General features: G+C 60.0%; 12 protein-coding genes. 6 read left to right on the top strand and 6 right to left on the bottom strand.

All coding sequences use genetic code 11. The features are described 5' to 3' along the window. The first annotated feature begins 31 nt into the window (after positions 1-31). Complete coding sequence (gene araD1 / locus CKW15_RS11800) at positions 32-1,027, top strand: AraD1 family protein (RefSeq protein WP_095152166.1); 996 nt, start codon at positions 32-34, stop codon at positions 1,025-1,027. Between the two features lie 120 nt (positions 1,028-1,147). Then, positions 1,148-2,728: an aldehyde dehydrogenase (NADP(+)) gene (locus tag CKW15_RS11795; protein ID WP_095060674.1), complete on the top strand. Its 1,581-nt coding sequence runs from the start codon at positions 1,148-1,150 to the stop codon at positions 2,726-2,728. 111 nt (positions 2,729-2,839) lie between these two features. On the opposite strand, the gene CKW15_RS11790 is transcribed toward CKW15_RS11795, so the two are convergent. Then, positions 2,840-3,748, bottom strand: coding sequence for a DMT family transporter (locus CKW15_RS11790; protein ID WP_095060676.1), 909 nt, complete (start codon positions 3,746-3,748; stop codon positions 2,840-2,842). A 158-nt stretch (positions 3,749-3,906) separates the two neighbouring features. Between CKW15_RS11790 and aceK the strand changes: the two genes are divergently transcribed. The 3 genes from aceK (at position 3,907) to CKW15_RS11775 (ending at position 11,145) form a co-directional block, all read left to right on the top strand. After that, positions 3,907-5,625, top strand: coding sequence for a bifunctional isocitrate dehydrogenase kinase/phosphatase (gene aceK, locus CKW15_RS11785; RefSeq protein ID WP_095060678.1), 1,719 nt, complete (start codon positions 3,907-3,909; stop codon positions 5,623-5,625). A gap of 165 nt (positions 5,626-5,790) precedes the next feature. Then, complete coding sequence (gene hrpA / locus CKW15_RS11780) at positions 5,791-9,702, top strand: ATP-dependent RNA helicase HrpA (protein ID WP_095060680.1); 3,912 nt, start codon at positions 5,791-5,793, stop codon at positions 9,700-9,702. Between the two features lie 321 nt (positions 9,703-10,023). After that, positions 10,024-11,145, top strand: a complete 1,122-nt coding sequence (locus CKW15_RS11775; protein WP_095060682.1) for a beta-ketoacyl-ACP synthase III — start codon at positions 10,024-10,026, stop codon at positions 11,143-11,145. 316 nt (positions 11,146-11,461) lie between these two features. On the opposite strand, the gene CKW15_RS11770 is transcribed toward CKW15_RS11775, so the two are convergent. Continuing rightward, positions 11,462-12,793 carry a putative porin gene (locus CKW15_RS11770; protein WP_095060684.1) on the bottom strand — a complete coding sequence of 444 codons (1,332 nt, stop codon included), beginning with the start codon at positions 12,791-12,793 and terminating at the stop codon, positions 11,462-11,464. A gap of 283 nt (positions 12,794-13,076) precedes the next feature. On the opposite strand from CKW15_RS11770, the gene CKW15_RS11765 reads away from it, so the two are divergent. After that, on the top strand, positions 13,077-14,201 hold the full coding sequence (locus CKW15_RS11765; protein ID WP_095152165.1) for a GNAT family N-acetyltransferase: 1,125 nt from the start codon (positions 13,077-13,079) through the stop codon (positions 14,199-14,201). Positions 14,202-14,213: 12 nt separating this feature from the next. Here CKW15_RS11765 and aqpZ read toward each other — a convergent pair whose 3' ends face one another. From aqpZ to CKW15_RS11745, 4 genes are all read right to left on the bottom strand, one after another. Further along, positions 14,214-14,912: an aquaporin Z gene (gene aqpZ / locus CKW15_RS11760; RefSeq protein ID WP_095060688.1), complete on the bottom strand. Its 699-nt coding sequence runs from the start codon at positions 14,910-14,912 to the stop codon at positions 14,214-14,216. 303 nt (positions 14,913-15,215) lie between these two features. After that, entirely contained in the window at positions 15,216-17,048 is a 1,833-nt protein-coding gene (locus tag CKW15_RS11755; protein ID WP_095152169.1) for an ABC transporter ATP-binding protein, read from the bottom strand. Positions 17,049-17,141: 93 nt separating this feature from the next. Continuing rightward, positions 17,142-17,699, bottom strand: coding sequence for a peptidylprolyl isomerase (locus CKW15_RS11750; RefSeq protein ID WP_095058941.1), 558 nt, complete (start codon positions 17,697-17,699; stop codon positions 17,142-17,144). Between the two features lie 3 nt (positions 17,700-17,702). Next, positions 17,703-18,506, bottom strand: a complete 804-nt coding sequence (locus tag CKW15_RS11745) for an alpha/beta fold hydrolase (RefSeq protein ID WP_095058942.1) — start codon at positions 18,504-18,506, stop codon at positions 17,703-17,705. Between the last annotated feature and the right edge of the window lie 11 nt (positions 18,507-18,517).

The raw sequence follows: 18,517 nt of genomic DNA, 5'->3' as shown, positions 1-18,517 counted from the left end.
CGGCGCCCGGCTGACTTGTCGGAGACACAACATGCACCTGATTCAATTTGAAAACACTGACGGCGAGCGTCAGGTCGGGCTGGTCGCCGGCGCGCAGATTCTGGTCGTGCGCGACACCCGCAGCACTCGTGAACTGGCGCTGGCGGCGATCCGCAGCCAACGCAATCTGCAGGAAGAAGTCGCCTTGCGCGGCACAGACCCGGGCCCGGATTACGCGACGCTATTGCAGCAGCGCAAAGTCCTGCCTCCGCTGGATCACGAAGACCCGGCTCATTGCCTGATCAGCGGCACCGGCCTGACGCATCTGGGCAGCGCCGCGACTCGAGACAAGATGCACCAGCAGGACGGCGCCGTCGAAGCCGGCATGACCGACACCATGCGCATCTTCAAGTGGGGCCTTGAGGGCGGCAAGCCAGAAGCGGGGCAGGTCGGCGCGCAACCGGAATGGTTCTACAAAGGCGATGGCAGCATTGTCGTGCGCCCCGGTGCGGACTTCCCCGTGCCGCCCTTTGCCGAGGACGCCGGTGAAGAACCGGAGCTGACCGGCCTCTACGTGATTGGCGACGATGGCCAGCCGTATCGCGTCGGTTATGCGCTGGGTAACGAGTTCTCCGACCATGTGATGGAACGGCGCAATTACCTGTACCTCGCCCATTCAAAACTGCGCAGTTGTTCCTACGGTCCGGAGCTGCGTGTCGGCGAGTTGCCTAGGCATTTGGTCGGCACCAGCCGGATCAAGCGCAACGGCGAAACGATCTGGGAAAAGGAGTTTCTCAGCGGCGAGGACAACATGTGCCACAGCTTGGCCAACCTTGAATTTCACCACTTCAAATACGCGCAGTTTTTGCGTCCCGGCGATGTCCATGTGCATTACTTCGGCACCGCCACGCTGTCGTTTGCCGACGGCGTGAAAACCCAGCCGGGGGATCGCTTCCAGATCAGCCTCGACGCGTTCGGTGCACCGTTGGTCAACGGCATCGGCGAGAGCGCCCAGCCGTTAGCCATCGGCCAGGTGCGCACACTCTGATCCTGTAGGAGCCGGCTTGCTGGCGATAGCGGCGCATCAATCAACATTGATAGCGCCTGACACACCGCTATCGCCAGCAAGCCGGCTCCTACAGGGCGGCAATTGATCAAGGAATTCGACATGACCACGTTACTCGGACACAACTACATCGGCGGTCGCCGCAGTGCCGATGGCACGACGCAACTGCAAAGTTTCGATGCAACGACGGGCGAACCGCTCCCCGGATTGTACTTTCAGGCATCCGAAGCCGAGGTGAATGCCGCTGCCGATGCCGCTGCCGCGGCGTACCCGATCTACCGCAACCTGAGCGCGGAAAAACGCGCCACTTTCCTCGATGCCATTGCCGATGAAATCGATGCATTGGGCGATGAGTTCGTTGCCACCGTGTGTCGCGAAACCGCGCTGCCAGCCGGGCGTATTCAAGGTGAACGGGGGCGAACCAGCGGCCAGCTGCGTCTGTTCGCCAAAGTACTGCGTCGCGGCGACTTTTACGGTGCGCGCATCGACCGGGCGTTGCCGGATCGCCAACCGTTGCCGCGTCCGGATCTGCGCCAGTACCGCATCGCGCTTGGGCCGGTGGCGGTGTTCGGTGCCAGCAACTTTCCGATGGCATTCTCCACCGCCGGTGGCGATACCGCTTCGGCACTGGCTGCCGGTTGCCCGGTGGTGTTCAAGGCTCACAGCGGGCACATGGCGACGGCCGAATGGGTGGCAGACGCAATCATTCGCGCCGCCGAGCGCACGCAAATGCCAGCCGGCGTGTTCAACATGATCTACGGCGGCGGTGTCGGCGAGTGGCTGGTCAAGCACCCGGCTATTCAGGCCGTGGGTTTTACCGGTTCGCTCAAGGGCGGCAATGCTTTGGGCCAAATGGCCGCGACTCGGTCGCAGCCAATCCCGGTATTCGCCGAGATGTCGAGTATCAATCCGGTGTTCCTGTTGCCCGAGGCGTTGGCGGTGCGCGGTGAGCAGATCGCAGCGCAACTGGCCGGTTCGGTCACGATGGGGTGCGGTCAGTTCTGCACCAATCCCGGCCTGGTCATCGGTTTGCGCTCGCCGCAATTCAGCACCTTTCTGGAAACCTTTTGCGCGAGCATGAACCAGCAACCGCCACAAACCATGCTCAATGCCGGAACCCTGGACAGCTACAGCCGAGGCTTGGGGGAATTGCACGAGCATCCGGGTCTGACCCATTTGGCGGGTAAGCCACAACTGGGCAATCAGGCGCAGCCGCAGGTGTTCAAGGCCGATGTCGGTTTGTTGCTCAAGGGTGATGAGCTGTTGCAGGAGGAAGTGTTCGGGCCGGCGACCATCGTTATCGAAGTCGAGGACCGGGCGCAGCTCACGGCGGCGTTGCAGGGGTTGCGTGGGCAATTGACGGCGACGCTGATCGGCGAGGCCGATGAGTTGCTGGAGTACCGTTGGCTGGCTGAAATGCTGCAAGAGAAAGTTGGACGGATCTTGCTTAATGGCTATCCGACCGGAGTCGAAGTCTGCGAGGCGATGGTGCATGGCGGGCCGTATCCGGCGACGTCGGATTCGCGTGGCACGTCCGTCGGGACCCTGGCGATTGATCGTTTCCTGCGGCCGGTGTGCTTCCAGAATTACCCGGATGCGTTGTTGCCCGAGGCGTTGCAGGACAGTAATCCGTTGAGGATTCGGCGGTTGGTGGATGGGGAGGTCACTCAGTCAGCTTTGTGATTGTTGGTGTCTGATCTGACGCCATCGCTGGCAAGCCAGCGCCTACAGGGTTATACGCGTCCTTGTAGGAGCTGGCTTGCCAGCGATGGCGTCATCAGCAGCACCACCGAACTACTTGGCAGTCACCTCAGCCACCTTCACAGCCGCCGGCTTCAACACCAGCCACAACGCCAGCGCAATCAACAACCCGCCATAGACATGCGCCATCGACAGCGGCTCATCGAGAAACATCGCCCCCCACAATACGCCGAACAGCGGGATCAAAAAGGTTGTGGTCATCGATTTCACCGGACCAATCGAGCTCAGGAGCCGGAAGTAAACAATGTACGCAAACGCCGTGCAGCCCAGGCCCAACCCCAGCAACGACAGCCACACGCTCCAGCCGCCCCAGCTTGCGGGTGGTTGGCTGATCACGCTGTAGCCGAACAGCGGCAGCAGGAACAACGTCGCGCCGAGCATGCTGCCCAGTGCCGACAAACGGCTGTCCAGACCTCCGGCCTGATCGAGCCAGCGGCGGGCCAGAAACCCCGCAAATCCGTAGCAAGTGGTTGCGAGCAGGCAGGCGATGGCACCCATCAGCAGTTCCATATCGAACGCCACCGGGCCGGCACGGGTCAGCACGCCCACGCCGAACAGCCCCAGGCACACGCCGCCGAGTTTGGCGCCGGTGAGCCTTTCATGGAAAAACAGGCCGCCGATCAGCACGCCCATCAAGGGGGTCGTGGCATTGAAAATCGACGAGTAACCGGCCGGCAGCACCTGCGCGGCCACCGAATAGAGCGTCGCCGGAATCCCGGAGTTGATCACCCCGAGCAGCATCACGGTTTTGAGTTTGCCCTTGAAATCCCAACTGATGCGCATCAGCCCAAGAATCACCAGCAGTCCGGCTGCGGCGATCGATACACGGAAAAAAGCGGTCGGAATGCTGCCAATCACCGGAGCGATGATGCGCATGAACAGAAAACTCGCACCCCAAATGGCCGCCAGGGACAGTAAACGGAAAATATCGACGGGGTTCACAGCGCGTTCCTTCCTTGATGAGGGCGAGAGTGTTGCTGACAGCCTTGTCCGTGGCAACCGGAAAACGGGCATTTAATTCCCCGGCAAAATTACGCTTCTCCTGCACCCGTTTCACTGGCTAAGCTCAGGGCTCACGAATTCCCGCAGAGGTCTCACCCATGCCGCAGCAATGGCCAGCCGCCGATATCGCCCGCTTGATCCTCGATGGCTTTGACGATTACCGCGAGCATTTTCGCCAGATCACCGATGGCGCCCGGGCGCGTTTCGAACAAGCCAAGTGGCAGGAAACGCAAACGGCGTCGGCGGCGCGGATCAATCTGTACGAAGATAAAGTCAGCGAAACGGTGGAGAAACTGCGCACTGCGTTTGACGCAGACACGCTGGACGTCAGCTGCTGGCCGCTGGTGAAAAGCGCCTACATCAGCCTGATCGACCTGCGTTTCGACGATGAACTGTCCGAGACCTGGTACAACTCGATCTTCTGCGGGCTGTTCAGCCACGACCTGATCAGCGACGGCTGCATGTTCATCCACACCACCCGACCGAGCCTGCGTCGGGCCCGCGCTGCGCAAACCCGCACTTACAAACCCCAGGGTCAGTTGTCCGGCATGCTCGCGAGCATCTTTGCCGATTACCGTTTCAGCGAGGAATACGCCGACCTGTCCGGTGACTTGACGCGCCTGGAAGCGCAGCTGCGCGAGAACCTGCCGGACTGGGTGTGCAAGGACCCGGAGCTGAGCGTCGAACTGTTTTCCTCGGTGCTCTACCGCAATAAAGGCGCGTACCTGGTGGGGCGCATCTACACCGCCGATGAGCAATGGCCGCTGGCGATTCCGCTGCTGCACCTCGAAGGTCGCGGCATTCAGATCGATGCGTTGATCACCGACGAAGCGGACGTGTCGATCATCTTCTCGTTCACCCGTTCGTATTTCATGGTGGATGTGCCGGTGCCGGCGGAGTTTATCGGCTTTCTCAAGCGCATCCTGCCGGGCAAGCACATCGCCGAGCTGTACACCTCGATCGGTTTCTACAAACACGGCAAGTCGGAGTTCTACCGGGCGCTGATCAATCACCTGGCCAACACCGATGACCAGTTCATCATGGCCCCCGGTGTGCGCGGCATGGTGATGAGCGTGTTCACCCTGCCGGGTTTCAACACCGTGTTCAAAATCATCAAGGACCGATTCTCTCCGTCGAAAAACGTCGACCGCGCCACGGTGATCGAGAAGTACCGGCTGGTAAAAAGCGTCGACCGCGTTGGGCGCATGGCCGATACCCAGGAGTTCGCCGACTTCCGTTTTCCGCTGAGCAAGTTCGATCCGGCGTGCCTCGAAGAATTGCTGGAAGTCGCGGCGTCCACGGTGTCGGTGGAAGGCGACACGGTGCTGATCCGTCACTGCTGGACCGAACGACGCATGACTCCGCTTAACCTGTACCTGGAAAACGCCAACGAGGCGCAGGTGCGTGAAGCGCTGGAGGATTATGGTCTGGCGATCAAGCAACTGGCGGCGGCGAACATCTTTCCCGGTGACATGCTGCTGAAGAACTTCGGCGTCACCCGTCACGGTCGGGTGGTGTTCTACGACTACGACGAGATCTGCTTCCTGACCGAAGCCAACTTCCGCCACATCCCGCTACCGCGCACCCCGGAAGACGAAATGGCCTCCGAGCCGTGGTATTCGATCGGGCCGCTGGACGTGTTCCCCGAAGAGTTCCCGCCGTTCCTGTTTGCCGATTTCGGCCAGCGCAAGCTGTTCGATCAACTGCATGGCGAGTTGTACAACGCCGATTACTGGAAAAGCCTGCAAGAGGCGATTCGGGCGGGGAAGGTGATTGATGTGTTCCCGTATCGGCGCAAGGGCCACGATACCGAATAACCCCCACCTGTAGGAGCCGGCTTGCCGGCGAAGGCAATCCTGAGCCTTGCATCGCCAGTGCGAGCGCCTCCGCCAGCAAGCCGGCTCCTACAAGGGATCTCGTTCATCCTTTAAATCTGCGACAATCCGCACCCTGCGCCACTAGACGACTGAATTGCGTACCCGATGACCGACGAATCGCCCTCCATCGACAAACTGCTGAAAAACCTCGATCACGCCATGCTCGCCGACCGCCACCGGCTGCGGCGGCAGTTGCTTGAGCTGCGCAAGAAACCCGACGAGGCCAAGCTGGCCCAGTGGGTGGCGCGGATGCAGGTGTCCTGTGATCAGGTGCTGGCCCGCCGCGCCAGCCTGCCGCTGATTCGTTACGACGACAGTTTGCCGATTGCCGCCAAGCGCGACGAAATCAAAAAGGCACTGGAAAAGCACCAGGTGCTGATCATCGCTGGCGAAACCGGCTCGGGTAAAACCACCCAGTTGCCGAAAATCTGCCTGGAAATCGGTCGCGGCCAGCATGGCCTGATCGGTCACACCCAACCACGCCGGATCGCGGCGCGCAGCGTGGCCAGTCGCGTTGCCGAAGAGTTGGGCACGCCGTTGGGCGCATTGGTCGGCTATCAGGTGCGGTTCGAGGACCAGAGCGATTCCAATACCCTGATCAAACTGATGACCGACGGCATCTTGCTCGCGGAAACCCAGAACGACCGGTATCTGGAACGCTACGACACGATCATCGTCGACGAAGCCCACGAACGCAGCCTCAACATCGATTTCCTGCTCGGCTACCTGAAAACCCTGCTGCCGCGTCGTCCGGACCTGAAAGTCATCATCACTTCGGCCACCATCGACCTGGAGCGTTTCTCCAAGCATTTCGACGATGCGCCGATTGTCGAAGTCTCCGGTCGCACCTTCCCGGTGGACACCTGGTACCGTCCGCTGACGCTTGAGCAGGACGAAGAGGGCAACCGCGTCGAAGATGACCTGACCGTGGATCAGGCCATCCTCGCCACCCTCGACGAAATCGCCGCGTTTGAGCGCAGCGAACGCCGCAGTCCCGGTGACGTGCTGGTGTTCCTGCCCGGTGAGCGCGAGATTCGCGACGCCGCCGACATGCTGCGCAAGGCCCAGCTCAAGCACACCGAAATTCTGCCGTTGTACGCACGGCTGTCACCCGCCGAGCAACAGCGGATTTTCCAGTCGCACCCAGGGCGTCGCGTGGTGCTGGCGACCAACGTCGCGGAAACCTCGCTGACCGTACCGGGCATCCGTTACGTGATCGACAGCGGCACCGCACGCATCAGTCGCTACAGCTACCGCGCCAAGGTTCAGCGCCTGCCCATCGAAGCGGTTTCCCAGGCCAGCGCCAACCAGCGTAAGGGTCGATGCGGGCGCGTCGAACCGGGCATTTGCATCCGCCTCTACAGCGAAGAAGATTTCCTCGGGCGCCCGGAATTTACCGATCCGGAAATCCTGCGTACCAACCTCGCCGCCGTTATTTTGCAGATGCTGCACCTGCGTCTCGGCGAGGTCACCGCGTTTCCGTTCATCGAGCCGCCAGATGGCAAGGCGATCAGCGACGGTTACAACCTGCTGCAGGAACTCTCGGCGGTGGACCGCAACAGCCAGCTGACCCCGCTCGGTCGCCAGTTGGCGCGGCTGCCGGTGGACCCGCGCATGGGGCGCATGCTGATTGAAGCGGCCAAGCTTGGCAGCTTGCAGGAAGTGCTGATCGTCGCCAGCGCCATGTCGATTCAGGACCCGCGCGAGCGTCCGCCGGAACGCCAGCAAGCGGCGGATCAGGCCCATGCTCAATGGAAAGACACCGATTCGGATTTCGCCGGGCTGGTCAATCTGTGGCGTGGTTTTGAAGAGCAGCGCCAGGCGCTGACGGCCAGTCCACTGCGCAATTGGTGCCGCAAGAATTTCCTCAATTACCTGCGCTTGCGTGAATGGCGTGACTCCCATCGCCAGTTGAGCCTGATCTGCCGCGACATGCAGTTGAGCCTCAATAAAGAGCCGGCGGATTACCCGAAACTGCACAAAGCGGTATTGGTGGGCCTGCTCAGCCAGATCGGCCAGAAGACCGAAGACGGCGATTACCTCGGCGCCCGTCAGCGGCGCTTCTGGATTCACCCGTCGTCGGGCATCGGCAAGAAGCGCCCGCAATGGCTGATGACTGCCGAACTGGTGGAAACCACCAAGCTCTACGCGCGCATGGTCGCCAAGATCGATGCCGACTGGATCGAGCCACTGGCCGGGCACCTGATCAAGAAAAACCACTTCGAACCCCATTGGGAGAAGAAGCGTGGTCAGGTCGTGGCGTTCGAGCAGATCACCTTGTTCGGCTTGATCGTGGTCGGTCGTCGCCCGGTGCATTACGGTCCGGTCGATCCGGTGGTGTCCCGCGAATTGTTCATCCGCGAAGCGCTGGTGCGCGGCGAGATTCAATCCAAAGCCAAATGCCTGACGGCCAATAAAGCGTTGCTGGAACAACTCGACGAACTGGAAGCCAAGGCCCGTCGCCGCGACATTCTGGCCGACGAAGAAACCCTGTACGCCTTCTATGACGCGAGATTGCCGGCAGAGATCCACCAGACCGCGACTTTCGACAGTTGGTACCGGATCAACAGCCAGAAAGATCCGCAACTGCTGATCATGCGCGAAGAAGACGTGCTGGCCCGCGAAGCCAGTGAAGTCACCGCCCAGCATTACCCGGACACGCTGCACATCGGCGATCTGGAACTGGCGCTGAGCTACCACTTCGAACCGAACCATCCACGGGATGGCGTGACCCTGCGTGTGCCGGCGCCGCTGTTGCCGATGCTGCCACCGGAGCGCCTGGAATGGCTGGTGCCGGGTTTGATCGAAGCCAAGTGCATTGCCCTGGTGCGCAACCTGCCCAAGGCCTTGCGCAAGAATTTTGTGCCGGTGCCGGACTTCGTCAAAGCGGCGTTGCAGCGCATGACGTTTGCCGAGGGCTCGCTGCCCCAGGCGTTGGGCCGTGAACTGTTGCGCATGACCGGCGCCCGCGTCAGCGACGAAGCCTGGAGCGAAGCGGCGCAGCAGGTCGAAAGCCATCTGCGGATGAACCTGGAAATCGTCGACGCCCAGGGCAAATTCCTCGGCGAAGGTCGCGATCTGGCTGAACTGACGGCGCGTTTTGCCGAAGCCAGCCAGGCGGCATTGGCCGTACCGCAAACCGCAAAAAACCAGCAACCGGTCGAGCCGAAAGTGTTCGCTGCCGTGGCCGAGAAAACCCAGCAGAAGATCGCCGGGCTGTCGATGACGGTTTACCCTGCCTTGGTGGAAGAGGGTGGCACGGTCAAGGAAGGGCGTTTCTCGACCCCGGCCGAAGCCGAGTTCCAGCATCGCCGCGCCTTGCAACGCCTGCTGATGCAGCAACTGGCTGAACCCGCCAAGTTCCTGCGCGGCAAGTTGCCGGGCTTGACCGAGCTGGGCCTGCTGTACCGCGACATGGGCCGTGTCGATGCGCTGGTGGAAGACATTCTGCTAGCCAGCCTCGACAGCTGCATTCTCGAGGGCGAAGACCCGTTACCCCGTGACGGCGCCGGTCTGGCATCGCTGGCCGAGCGCAAGCGTGGCGCCTGGACCGAGCACGCCGAGCGCGTGGCGAAGTTGACCCTGGAAATCCTCAAGCTCTGGCATGGCCTGCAAAAACGCTTCAAGGGCAAGATCGACCTCGCCCAAGCCGTGGCCCTGAACGACATCAAGCAACAGCTCAGTCATCTGGTGTACCCGGGGTTTGTCCGGGAAACGCCGATGCAGTGGCTCAAGGAACTGCCGCGTTATCTCAAGGCGATCGAACAACGCTTCGAAAAAATCGGCGCCCAGGTACAGCGGGATCGGGTCTGGAGCGGCGAATTGTCCGGTCTGTGGGCGCAATACCAGACCCGCGCCAACAAGCATGCCCAGGAAGGCAAGCGTGATCCGCAGCTGGAGCTGTATCGCTGGTGGCTCGAGGAGTACCGGGTTTCATTGTTCGCCCAGCAATTGGGGACCAAGGTCCCGATCTCCGATAAGCGCCTGAACAAGCAGTGGACTCAGGTCGAACCCTGACACAGCCCCCTGTAGGAGCCGGCTTGCTGGCGATGGCGTTCTTCAAGGCGCTTTCGCCAGCAAGCCGGCTCCTACAGGTTAGTCATCCCCATTCCGAAACGCCGTTTCAGGTCAAGTCATCTCGCAAATAGGGCGAAAACCCAAGGTTTATGGCAAACTTCGCGCCTATAAATGCCGACCCCGCGGTTTTGAGCCTTCGCGCCGTGAGCAGGACGGATAATGTGATGCCAGGTTTGCCTCCCCGGATGGGAATAGACCCCTTGTGTGTTGGTACGTCGGTGCCAATGCTTTCTGCCTGAACAGATTATTAGAGACACGACCATGCATAACGTCGTCATCAGCGGCACCGGCCTGTACACCCCGGCCAACAGCATCTCCAACGAAGAGCTGGTGCAGTCTTTCAATACTTATGTGGCGCAATTCAACGCCGATAACGCCGACGCCATTGCGCGCGGTGAAGTCGACGCGTTGACCGAATCCAGCGCAGCCTTCATCGAAAAAGCGTCCGGCATCAAGAGCCGCTTTGTCATGGACAAGGAAGGCATCCTCGATCCGCAACGCATGGCACCGCGCTTGCCGGAGCGTTCCAACGACGAATGGTCGGTGCTTTGCCAAATGGCCATCGGCGCTGCCGAACAAGCCTTGCAACGCGCCGGCAAGACCGCCGCTGATATCGACGGCGTGATCGTCGCCTGTTCCAACCTGCAACGCGCCTACCCGGCCATTGCGATCGAAGTTCAGGAAGCGCTGGGCATCCAGGGTTTCGGTTTCGACATGAACGTGGCGTGCTCCTCGGCGACCTTCGGCATCCAGACCGCTGCCAACAGCGTGCAACTGGGCCAGGCCCGGGCGATCCTGATGGTCAACCCGGAAGTCTGCACCGGTCACCTGAACTTCCGCGACCGCGACAGCCACTTCATCTTCGGTGACGCCGCCACCGCCGTGATCATCGAACGTGCCGATCTGGCGACGTCCAAGCACCAGTTCGACATCGTCAGCACCAAGTTGCTGACCAAGTTCTCCAACAACATCCGCAACAACTTCGGCTTCCTCAACCGCGCGGCGGAAGAGGGCATCGGTGCCAAGGACAAATTGTTCGTGCAGGAAGGCCGCAAGGTGTTCCGCGATGTTTGCCCGATGGTGGCCGAGCTGATCGCTACGCACCTGGAAGAAAACCAGCTCAACATCAGCGACGTGAAGCGCTTCTGGCTGCACCAGGCCAACCTGAGCATGAACCACCTGATCGTCAGGAAACTGCTCGGTCGCGACGCTACCGAACTGGAAGCGCCGGTGATTCTCGACACATACGCCAACACCAGCTCCGCAGGCTCCGTGATTGCATTCCACAAGAACCAGGACGATCTGGCTGCCGGCTCGCTGGCGGTACTGAGCTCGTTCGGTGCCGGTTATTCGATTGGTAGTGTGTTGCTGCGCAAGCGCTGATTGTGTTGCGGTAACTGAAAAGATCGCGTGTTTTGTGGCGGTGAGTTTTTTGTGGCGAGGGGGCTTGCCCCCGTTCGACGACGCAGTCGTCGCAATACAGCGGTGCGGTGTGTCCGACAGTCTGCGATGGCTGCTTTCGGGACCGCTTCGCAGTCCAGCGCGAGCAAGCTCGCTCGCCACAAATGTCCGGTTTTCCAGGCTTTGAAAAACAAAAAGCCCAGCGTTGAAGTATCGGCGGATGATGGGGACCGATACATCAACGCGAGGCTGTAAAACGGGCTCAGGCATCCTTGCTGGAGTCGTATGGCGCGGTGAATCAGAACTTCGCTTCAGCATCCAGTTGCAGGGTGTTGATGTCAGAATCTTTCTTGTTGGTGCTGGCGTTGGTGTAGTCAGAGTTAGCCATGAAGTACGTGGCGCCGAGGGTGAAGTTCTTGTCCAACTCGTAGCTCGCTTTCAACTTACTGCCGCGCGAACCGGTGTAACCGTAGGCGAAGTCAGAGTCGGTGAAGGCGCCGACCACCGCGTTACGTTGTACATCACGGTAGTTGTAGTCCAGTGCAACGCCGTAGAACTTGGTCTTGACCCCGGCCAACCAAGCAGTGTCCTGGTCATTGCTGGCGTCGGTGTTGTTGACGTACTGACCGTACAGCGACAGCGGCATTGGCAGACCGCCGATGTCCAACTGACCGAAACCTTCGTACAAGTTGAATTCTTCGCCCGGGCTGTTGCCATTGACGGCCAGCGCACACGGCGCAGTGGTGCTGCCGGAGGTAGGGCAAGCGCTGTCTTCATCGTTGTCGTAGGCGTAGAGACTGCCGCCCAGGGTCATTTTCAGGTTGTCAGTGAGAGCGAAGCGCCCACCCAACTGACCTGCGTAAAGACGCAGGTCATTTTTGAATTGCACGCCTTCGCCGTCGACGTTGTCCTTGAGGGTGTAGTGACCAGCGCTACCGAACAGCTCGGTGCTGCCGCCCAGCGGGTACTTGTAAGTGACTGCCAGTCCTTCCGGGTTGACGTCGCTATCCCAGATGATGTCGCCCATGCTCACCCATTGCTGCGGCATCTTGCCGCCAACGAGGTGCAGGTTCTTGATGGCGTCGGGGTGGTAGTCGATGTAACCCAGGTCCAGCCAAATCTCCTTCTTGTTAAAGTAGTTGTCCAAGTCCTGGTTGGTGGAGCGAGCGTCGTCGTTGCTGCCAGTGGCAATACGAATACCGGTGTCGACTTGCGGGTTGATTTCGCTGTAGGCACCCAGGCGGGCACGAATACGCTGACGGTTCTTGTCTTTGTTGTTGGGCGCGTCGTTGTTCTCGATAGATTCCTGACGGAAACGCATGTCGCCCTTGAATTGGGTCTTGGCAGCCCACGCCAGTTTCTGGTCGAAGGTGCTCAGGGCTTCGGTTTTCTTCGCGGTCGCGGTGATTTGCTCGTTGGTCTCTTGTTGAGCCTGACGGGCAATTTGCTGATCTTTCTGATCCCGGGCCAGTTCGGCCTGCAGTTCGCTGTACTGCGCGTTGGTAATCGAGCCGTTAGCCTTGAGCATGTCGAGCAGTTTGGCGTCGACTGCGGCGTTGGCCGAAACACTCATGGCCAGCATCAGGCTGCCGCAGAGGGCCGCCGCAGTTTTCGTGGAAGCAAGACGCATATCAATCTCCGAAGATGAGAGTGGATGACTGAGCCATCCAGGGCACAACCGACCATTGATGGACGGAAAACAGTGGCCGGGTTAGAACCCGACGCTCTAAAAACTGGCGCCAGTATCGCGATGGTTTATTACAAGGCAGTGGCAATGTGATGTCATGTCGGTGACGATACGAAGTCACCCTGAACTATTGAGTTAGAGCCTTGTCGGCCGAATGCCCGTGTGAAAAGGGGAGCGATAAGCGATACTCGCGAGGCTTTCACGCCATAAAAGAGTGAGGACGGTAATGCCGTTGCAACGCCTGCAAAAACTGTCAGAAATCGCCCCGCCGACGTGGGATGCACTGGTGCCCGAGACGCAGCCTTTTCTGCGCCATGCCTTTCTGAGCGCACTCGAAGACAGTGGCAGTGTCGGTCCCCATACCGGCTGGAAGCCCGAGCATTTGCTGCACATAGAAGGTGATCGCCTGATCGCCGCGCTGCCCGGTTACCGTAAATGGCACTCTTACGGCGAATACGTGTTCGATCACGCTTGGGCCGATGCCTGTGAACGTGCCGGCATCGACTACTACCCCAAGTTTCTGAGCGCCGTACCGTTCAGTCCGGTGAGTGGGCCGCGTATGCTGGCGGCCACTATTGAGGACGGTTTTGAACTACTCAAAAGCCTGCCGGGCTACCTCGAAATCGAACAACTCTCCAGCGCCCACATCAATTTCACCGACCCGTTCACCGATGCCGCCTTGAGCGAACAGCCAGGTTGGCTGCAGCGCATCGGCTGCCAGTATCACTGGCAGAACCGCGGTTATCGGGATTTTCAGGATTTTCTCGATGCATTGAGTTCGCGCAAGCGCAAACAGATGCGCAAGGAACGCGAGCAGGTAGCGGGGCAGGGCATCGATTTTGAATGGCTCGAAGGCAGGGAACTGAGCGAGGCACAGTGGGATTTTGTTTACGCCTGTTATGCCAATACGTACGCGATGCGTCGGCAAGCACCTTATCTGACCCGCGACTTTTTCAGCCTGTTGGCCGAGCGCATGCCGGAATCGATTCGTGTGGTGCTGGCCAGGCAGGGCTCACGCCCGGTGGCGATGGCGTTCAGTCTGGTGGGGGGCGACAGCTTTTACGGACGCTATTGGGGATGCCTGGCGGAGTACGATCGCCTGCATTTCGAGACCTGTTTCTATCAGGGTATGGACTATGCGATCGCCAACGGTTTCCAGCGCTTTGATGCCGGGGCGCAAGGGGAGCACAAGTTGATTCGCGGCTTCGAGCCCGTCATTACGCATTCCTGGCATTACTTGCGGCATCCGGGTTTGAAAGCGGCGGTGAAGGATTTTCTGGAACAGGAGCGGCTTGGCGTACTGGGTTACGCAGAAGAAGCGAGATCAGCCCTGCCTTATCGGCAAGGCTGATCCAGTTACCGGTCAGTTCTCTTCTTTACCCAACCAGCGATAAAGCACACCGCCGACCACGGCGCCGAGCAACGGCGCGACCCAGAACAACCAGAGTTGTTGGATCGCCCAACCGCCGACGATCAGTGCCGGGCCGGTGCTGCGCGCCGGGTTGACTGAGGTGTTGGTCACCGGGATCGAGATCAGGTGAATCAGGGTCAGGCCCAGGCCGATGGCAATCGGTGCAAGTCCTGCCGGGGCGCGTTTGTCGGTGGCACCGAGGATGATCAGGATGAACATCGCGGTCATCACCAGTTCAGTGACAAACCCCGCCGCCATCGAGTAGCCGCCAGGCGAGTGTTCGCCGTAGCCGTTGGACGCCAGGCCCGAGGCCAGTTCAAAACCGGGTTTGCCGCTGGCAATGAAGTACAACAGGGCCGCTGCGATCACTGCGCCAATCACCTGGGCGATGATGTAGGCGGGCAGCTCCTTGGCCGGAAAACGTCCGCCGACCACCAGGCCCAACGACACCGCCGGGTTGAGGTGGCAACCGGAGATATGGCCGATGGCAAACGCCATGGTCAGCACGGTCAGGCCGAACGCGAAGGAAACCCCCAGCAGGCCGATCCCCACGTCCGGAAAAGCCGCGGCCAGCACCGCACTGCCGCAACCACCCAGCACCAGCCAGAATGTACCTACCAACTCTGTAGCGGAACGTTTGAACAGAGACATGAGAAAGTGCCTTATCGAAATTATGCTGCCTTGTGCATCCAGCCGATGGACCGCAGAACCATCTCCAGAACGTTGAAGTGAGTACAGCACGGTTTTTTGAGATTTCCACGTGCTAAGAACTGCGAGAGCCCGTTTTTGACAGGTTCTGGCGGTTTTTTTTGTGCACGATTGTCTTTACTGGCTCCCCTGTGGGAGCGAGCGAGGGTGCTCGCGATGGCGGTGAATCAGACGAACTGATGTCGACCGACACTCCATCATCGCGAGCAAGCTCGCTCCTACAGGGAAAGCGTGGTGCTCGCTGGATCAGTCGATCCCGACAAACCCACCCGTCTGGTGTTGCCACAACCGTGCATACAAACCGCCGTGGGCCAGCAGTTCGGCGTGGCTGCCGGTCTCTGCGATCTTGCCGTTTTCCAGTACCACCAACCGATCCATCCGGGCGATGGTCGAGAGACGGTGGGCGATGGCGATCACGGTTTTGCCCTGCATCAGGGTTTCGAGGCTTTCCTGGATCGCCGCTTCAACTTCCGAATCCAGCGCCGAGGTCGCCTCGTCCATGATCAGGATGGGCGCATCCTTGAGCAGCACCCGGGCGATGGCGATGCGCTGGCGCTGACCGCCGGAAAGTTTCACCCCGCGCTCACCGACGTGGGCATCGAAACCGGTACGGCCTTCGGCGTCCGACAGCGACGGGATGAACCCGTCGGCCCGGGCTTTATGTACGGCTTCCCAGAGTTCGGCGTCGGTGGCATCGGGTTTGCCGTACAGCAAGTTGTCGCGGATCGAGCGGTGCAGCAGCGACGTGTCCTGGGTGATCATGCCGATGCGTTCGCGCAGGCTTTCCTGGCTGACGTCGGCAATGTTCTGGCCATCGATGAGGATGCGTCCGCCTTCAACGTCATAGAGGCGCAACAGCAGGTTCACCAAGGTCGATTTGCCCGCGCCGGACGGACCGATCAGGCCGATTTTTTCGCCGGGTTTGATGTTCAGGTTGAGACCACCAATGATCCCGCTCTGCTTGCCGTAGTGGAAATCCACGTGTTCGAAGCGCACTTCACCACGGGCCACGGCCAAGGGTTTGGCTTGATCGCGGTCGGTGACGGACACCGGTTGCGAAATGCTCTGCAAGCCGTCCTGGACCATGCCGATGTTTTCGAAAATGCCGGTCACCACCCACATGATCCAGCCGGACATGTTGACGATCCGGATCACCAGGCCCGTGGCCAGGGCAATCGCGCCCACGGTGATCAGCGACTGCGTCCACAGCCACAGGGCCAGACCGGTGGTGCAGACGATCAGCAGGCCGTTGATGCTGGTGATGACCACGTCCATGCTGGTGACGACACGGCCGGCCATTTGGGCTTTCTCGGTTTGTTCCCTGATGGCTTCGCGGGCGTATTGCTGTTCGAAATTGGTGTGGGCGAACAGCTTCAGGGTCGTGATGTTGGTGTAGCCGTCGACAATCCGACCCATGAGTTTGGAGCGCGCGTCGGACGCCAGCACCGAGCGGTCCTTGACCCGTGGCACGAAGTAATAGAGCGCGCCGATGAAGGCGATGATCCACGTCAGCAACGGGATCATCAGGCGCCAGTCGGCTTCGGCGAACAGCACCAGCGAGCTGATGGCGTAGATGAGCACATGCCACAGTGCGTCCACGGCCTGCACGGCGGAATCGCGCAGTGAGTTGCCGGTCTGCATGATGCGTTGGGCGATGCGCCCGGCGAAGTCGTTCTGGAAAAAGTTCAGGCTCTGTTTGAGCACGTAGCTGTGGTTCTGCCAGCGGATCATGCTGGTCATGCTGGGGCTCAGGGTCTGGTGCACCAGCAGGTCATGCAGGCCGACAAAAATCGGGCGCAGGACCAGTGCCACGACCACCATCCACGCCAGTTCCAGGCCATGCTCCTTGAACAGATTGACGTTCGGCTCGCCCTGGGCCAGGTCGATGATGCGGCTCAGGTAGCTGAACAGCGCCACTTCGATCAAGGCACCGAACAGTCCGACGATCAACAGGGCGGCAAAGCTTGGCCACACCTGCTTGAGGTAATAGGTATAAAAAGGGAAGACCCGGTCCGGCGGGGACGCCGTCGGTGCATCACGGAAAATATCGATCAGTTTTTCAAAGCGGCGATAAAGCATTGTTTTTTCGCCCACAAAGGGGCTCTCCTTTAAACGGTTTGAGCGTTGCCGGCAGCACCGGCAACGGCTCGGACGTCCTTGTCCAGCTTAGTCTCAGTCGATGCGCTTGGCCGACTTGATGAATACCGGGTCGGCCGGTACGTCTTTCATACCGCCACGCGTGGTAGTTGGCGAGTTGACGATGATGTCCACCACGTCCATGCCTTTGACCACTTTGCCGAATACCGCGTAGCCATCACCCTGGTCGAGGAAGTCGTTGTCCTTGACGTTGATGAAGAATTGGCTGGTGGCCGAATCAGGCACCGAGGTACGGGCCATGGACAAGGTGCCGCGCACGTTGTGCAGGCCGTTTTTCGATTCGTTCTTGATCGGTGCGTTGGTGTCTTTTTGCTGCATCTGTTGCGTGAAACCGCCGCCCTGGACCATGAAGCCCGGGATCACACGGTGGAAAATCGTGTTGTTGTAGAAGCCTTTGTCGACGTACTCAAGGAAGTTCTTGGTACTGATCGGGGCCTTGACCGCGTCCAGTTCGATTTCGATCTGGCCGTTGGTGGTCTCCAGCAGAACGTGCGGCGCTGTTGCAGGCGTCGCGGCCATCAGGTTGGCGGCAAACAGAACGGAGCCAGCGGCGAGGGCGATTTTTTTCAGCATGGGTCAATGATCCTGAGTGGTGGTGTCGACTGCGGTGAGGAACTCGAGCAGCGTCTGGTTGAATGCTTCCGGCTGATCCAATGGCGTGGCGTGGCGTGAATCGGCGATCACCGCCAGCCGCGCATCAGGCAGCAGTTTGACGTAGTTTTCCTTCAGCGAAACCGGTGTGTAATCACGGTCGGCGCTGACGATGAGCGTTGGACAGGATACCTTCGAAAGTCGTTCCTGAACCCCCCAGCCCACGATGGCATTGAAGCTGGCGAGATAAGCATGTTTGTCGTTTTTTGCCCAGCGTTCGGCCATCTTTTGTCGCAAATCGGCCTGCTCGGGTTTCGGGAACAGCTTGCTGCCCAGTGCTTTGCCGATGGTGCCCAGGCTCAGCACATGCATCAGGCTCCAGCGCTTGAACCACTGCCAGTAGTCGTCGCGGGTGCGCAGTTTGACCTCGGGCGCGCTGTTAACGATGCACAGGCTTTTGAGCAGTTGCGGCTGATCCGCGCCCAGTTGAAAGCCGATCATGCCACCCATCGACAAGCCTACATAATGTGTCGGGCCAAGGTTCAGATGCTCCATCAGCGCGATCATATCTGCGCTGAACCCGGCAATGCTGTAGCGCTCCCGGGGTTTGTCCGAGCGACCGTGGCCGCGTACATCCGGGACGATGACCCGATAGCGGCTTGAAAGCGCCGGGATCTGTTTTTCCCAGTCCAGCGTGCTGGAACCCAGCCCATGGACCAGCAGCAGCGGCGCGCCGTGGCCGTATTCCTCATAGTGCAGGTTGCAACCTTCGTGTTCGAAATAGGCCATGCATACACTCC

The sequence above is a fragment of the Pseudomonas sp. Irchel s3b5 genome, assembly GCF_900187435.1.
Classification (GTDB): Bacteria; Pseudomonadota; Gammaproteobacteria; order Pseudomonadales; family Pseudomonadaceae; genus Aquipseudomonas.
Note: the sequence above shows the minus strand (reverse complement) of the source record. Positions and strands in the feature narration are given on the sequence as shown.

What these genes read in the sequence shown, in the direction of transcription:
- araD1 (WP_095152166.1), top strand. Translation starts at nt 32, where the DNA reads ATGCACCTGATTCAATTTGAAAACACTGACGGCGAGCGTCAGGTCGGG.
- CKW15_RS11795 (WP_095060674.1), top strand. Translation starts at nt 1,148, where the DNA reads ATGACCACGTTACTCGGACACAACTACATCGGCGGTCGCCGCAGTGCC.
- aceK (WP_095060678.1), top strand. Translation starts at nt 3,907, where the DNA reads ATGCCGCAGCAATGGCCAGCCGCCGATATCGCCCGCTTGATCCTCGAT.
- hrpA (WP_095060680.1), top strand. Translation starts at nt 5,791, where the DNA reads ATGACCGACGAATCGCCCTCCATCGACAAACTGCTGAAAAACCTCGAT.
- CKW15_RS11775 (WP_095060682.1), top strand. Translation starts at nt 10,024, where the DNA reads ATGCATAACGTCGTCATCAGCGGCACCGGCCTGTACACCCCGGCCAAC.
- CKW15_RS11770 (WP_095060684.1), bottom strand. Translation starts at nt 12,793, where the DNA reads ATGCGTCTTGCTTCCACGAAAACTGCGGCGGCCCTCTGCGGCAGCCTG.
- CKW15_RS11765 (WP_095152165.1), top strand. Translation starts at nt 13,077, where the DNA reads ATGCCGTTGCAACGCCTGCAAAAACTGTCAGAAATCGCCCCGCCGACG.
- aqpZ (WP_095060688.1), bottom strand. Translation starts at nt 14,912, where the DNA reads ATGTCTCTGTTCAAACGTTCCGCTACAGAGTTGGTAGGTACATTCTGG.
- CKW15_RS11755 (WP_095152169.1), bottom strand. Translation starts at nt 17,048, where the DNA reads ATGCTTTATCGCCGCTTTGAAAAACTGATCGATATTTTCCGTGATGCA.
- CKW15_RS11750 (WP_095058941.1), bottom strand. Translation starts at nt 17,699, where the DNA reads ATGCTGAAAAAAATCGCCCTCGCCGCTGGCTCCGTTCTGTTTGCCGCC.
- CKW15_RS11745 (WP_095058942.1), bottom strand. Translation starts at nt 18,506, where the DNA reads ATGGCCTATTTCGAACACGAAGGTTGCAACCTGCACTATGAGGAATAC.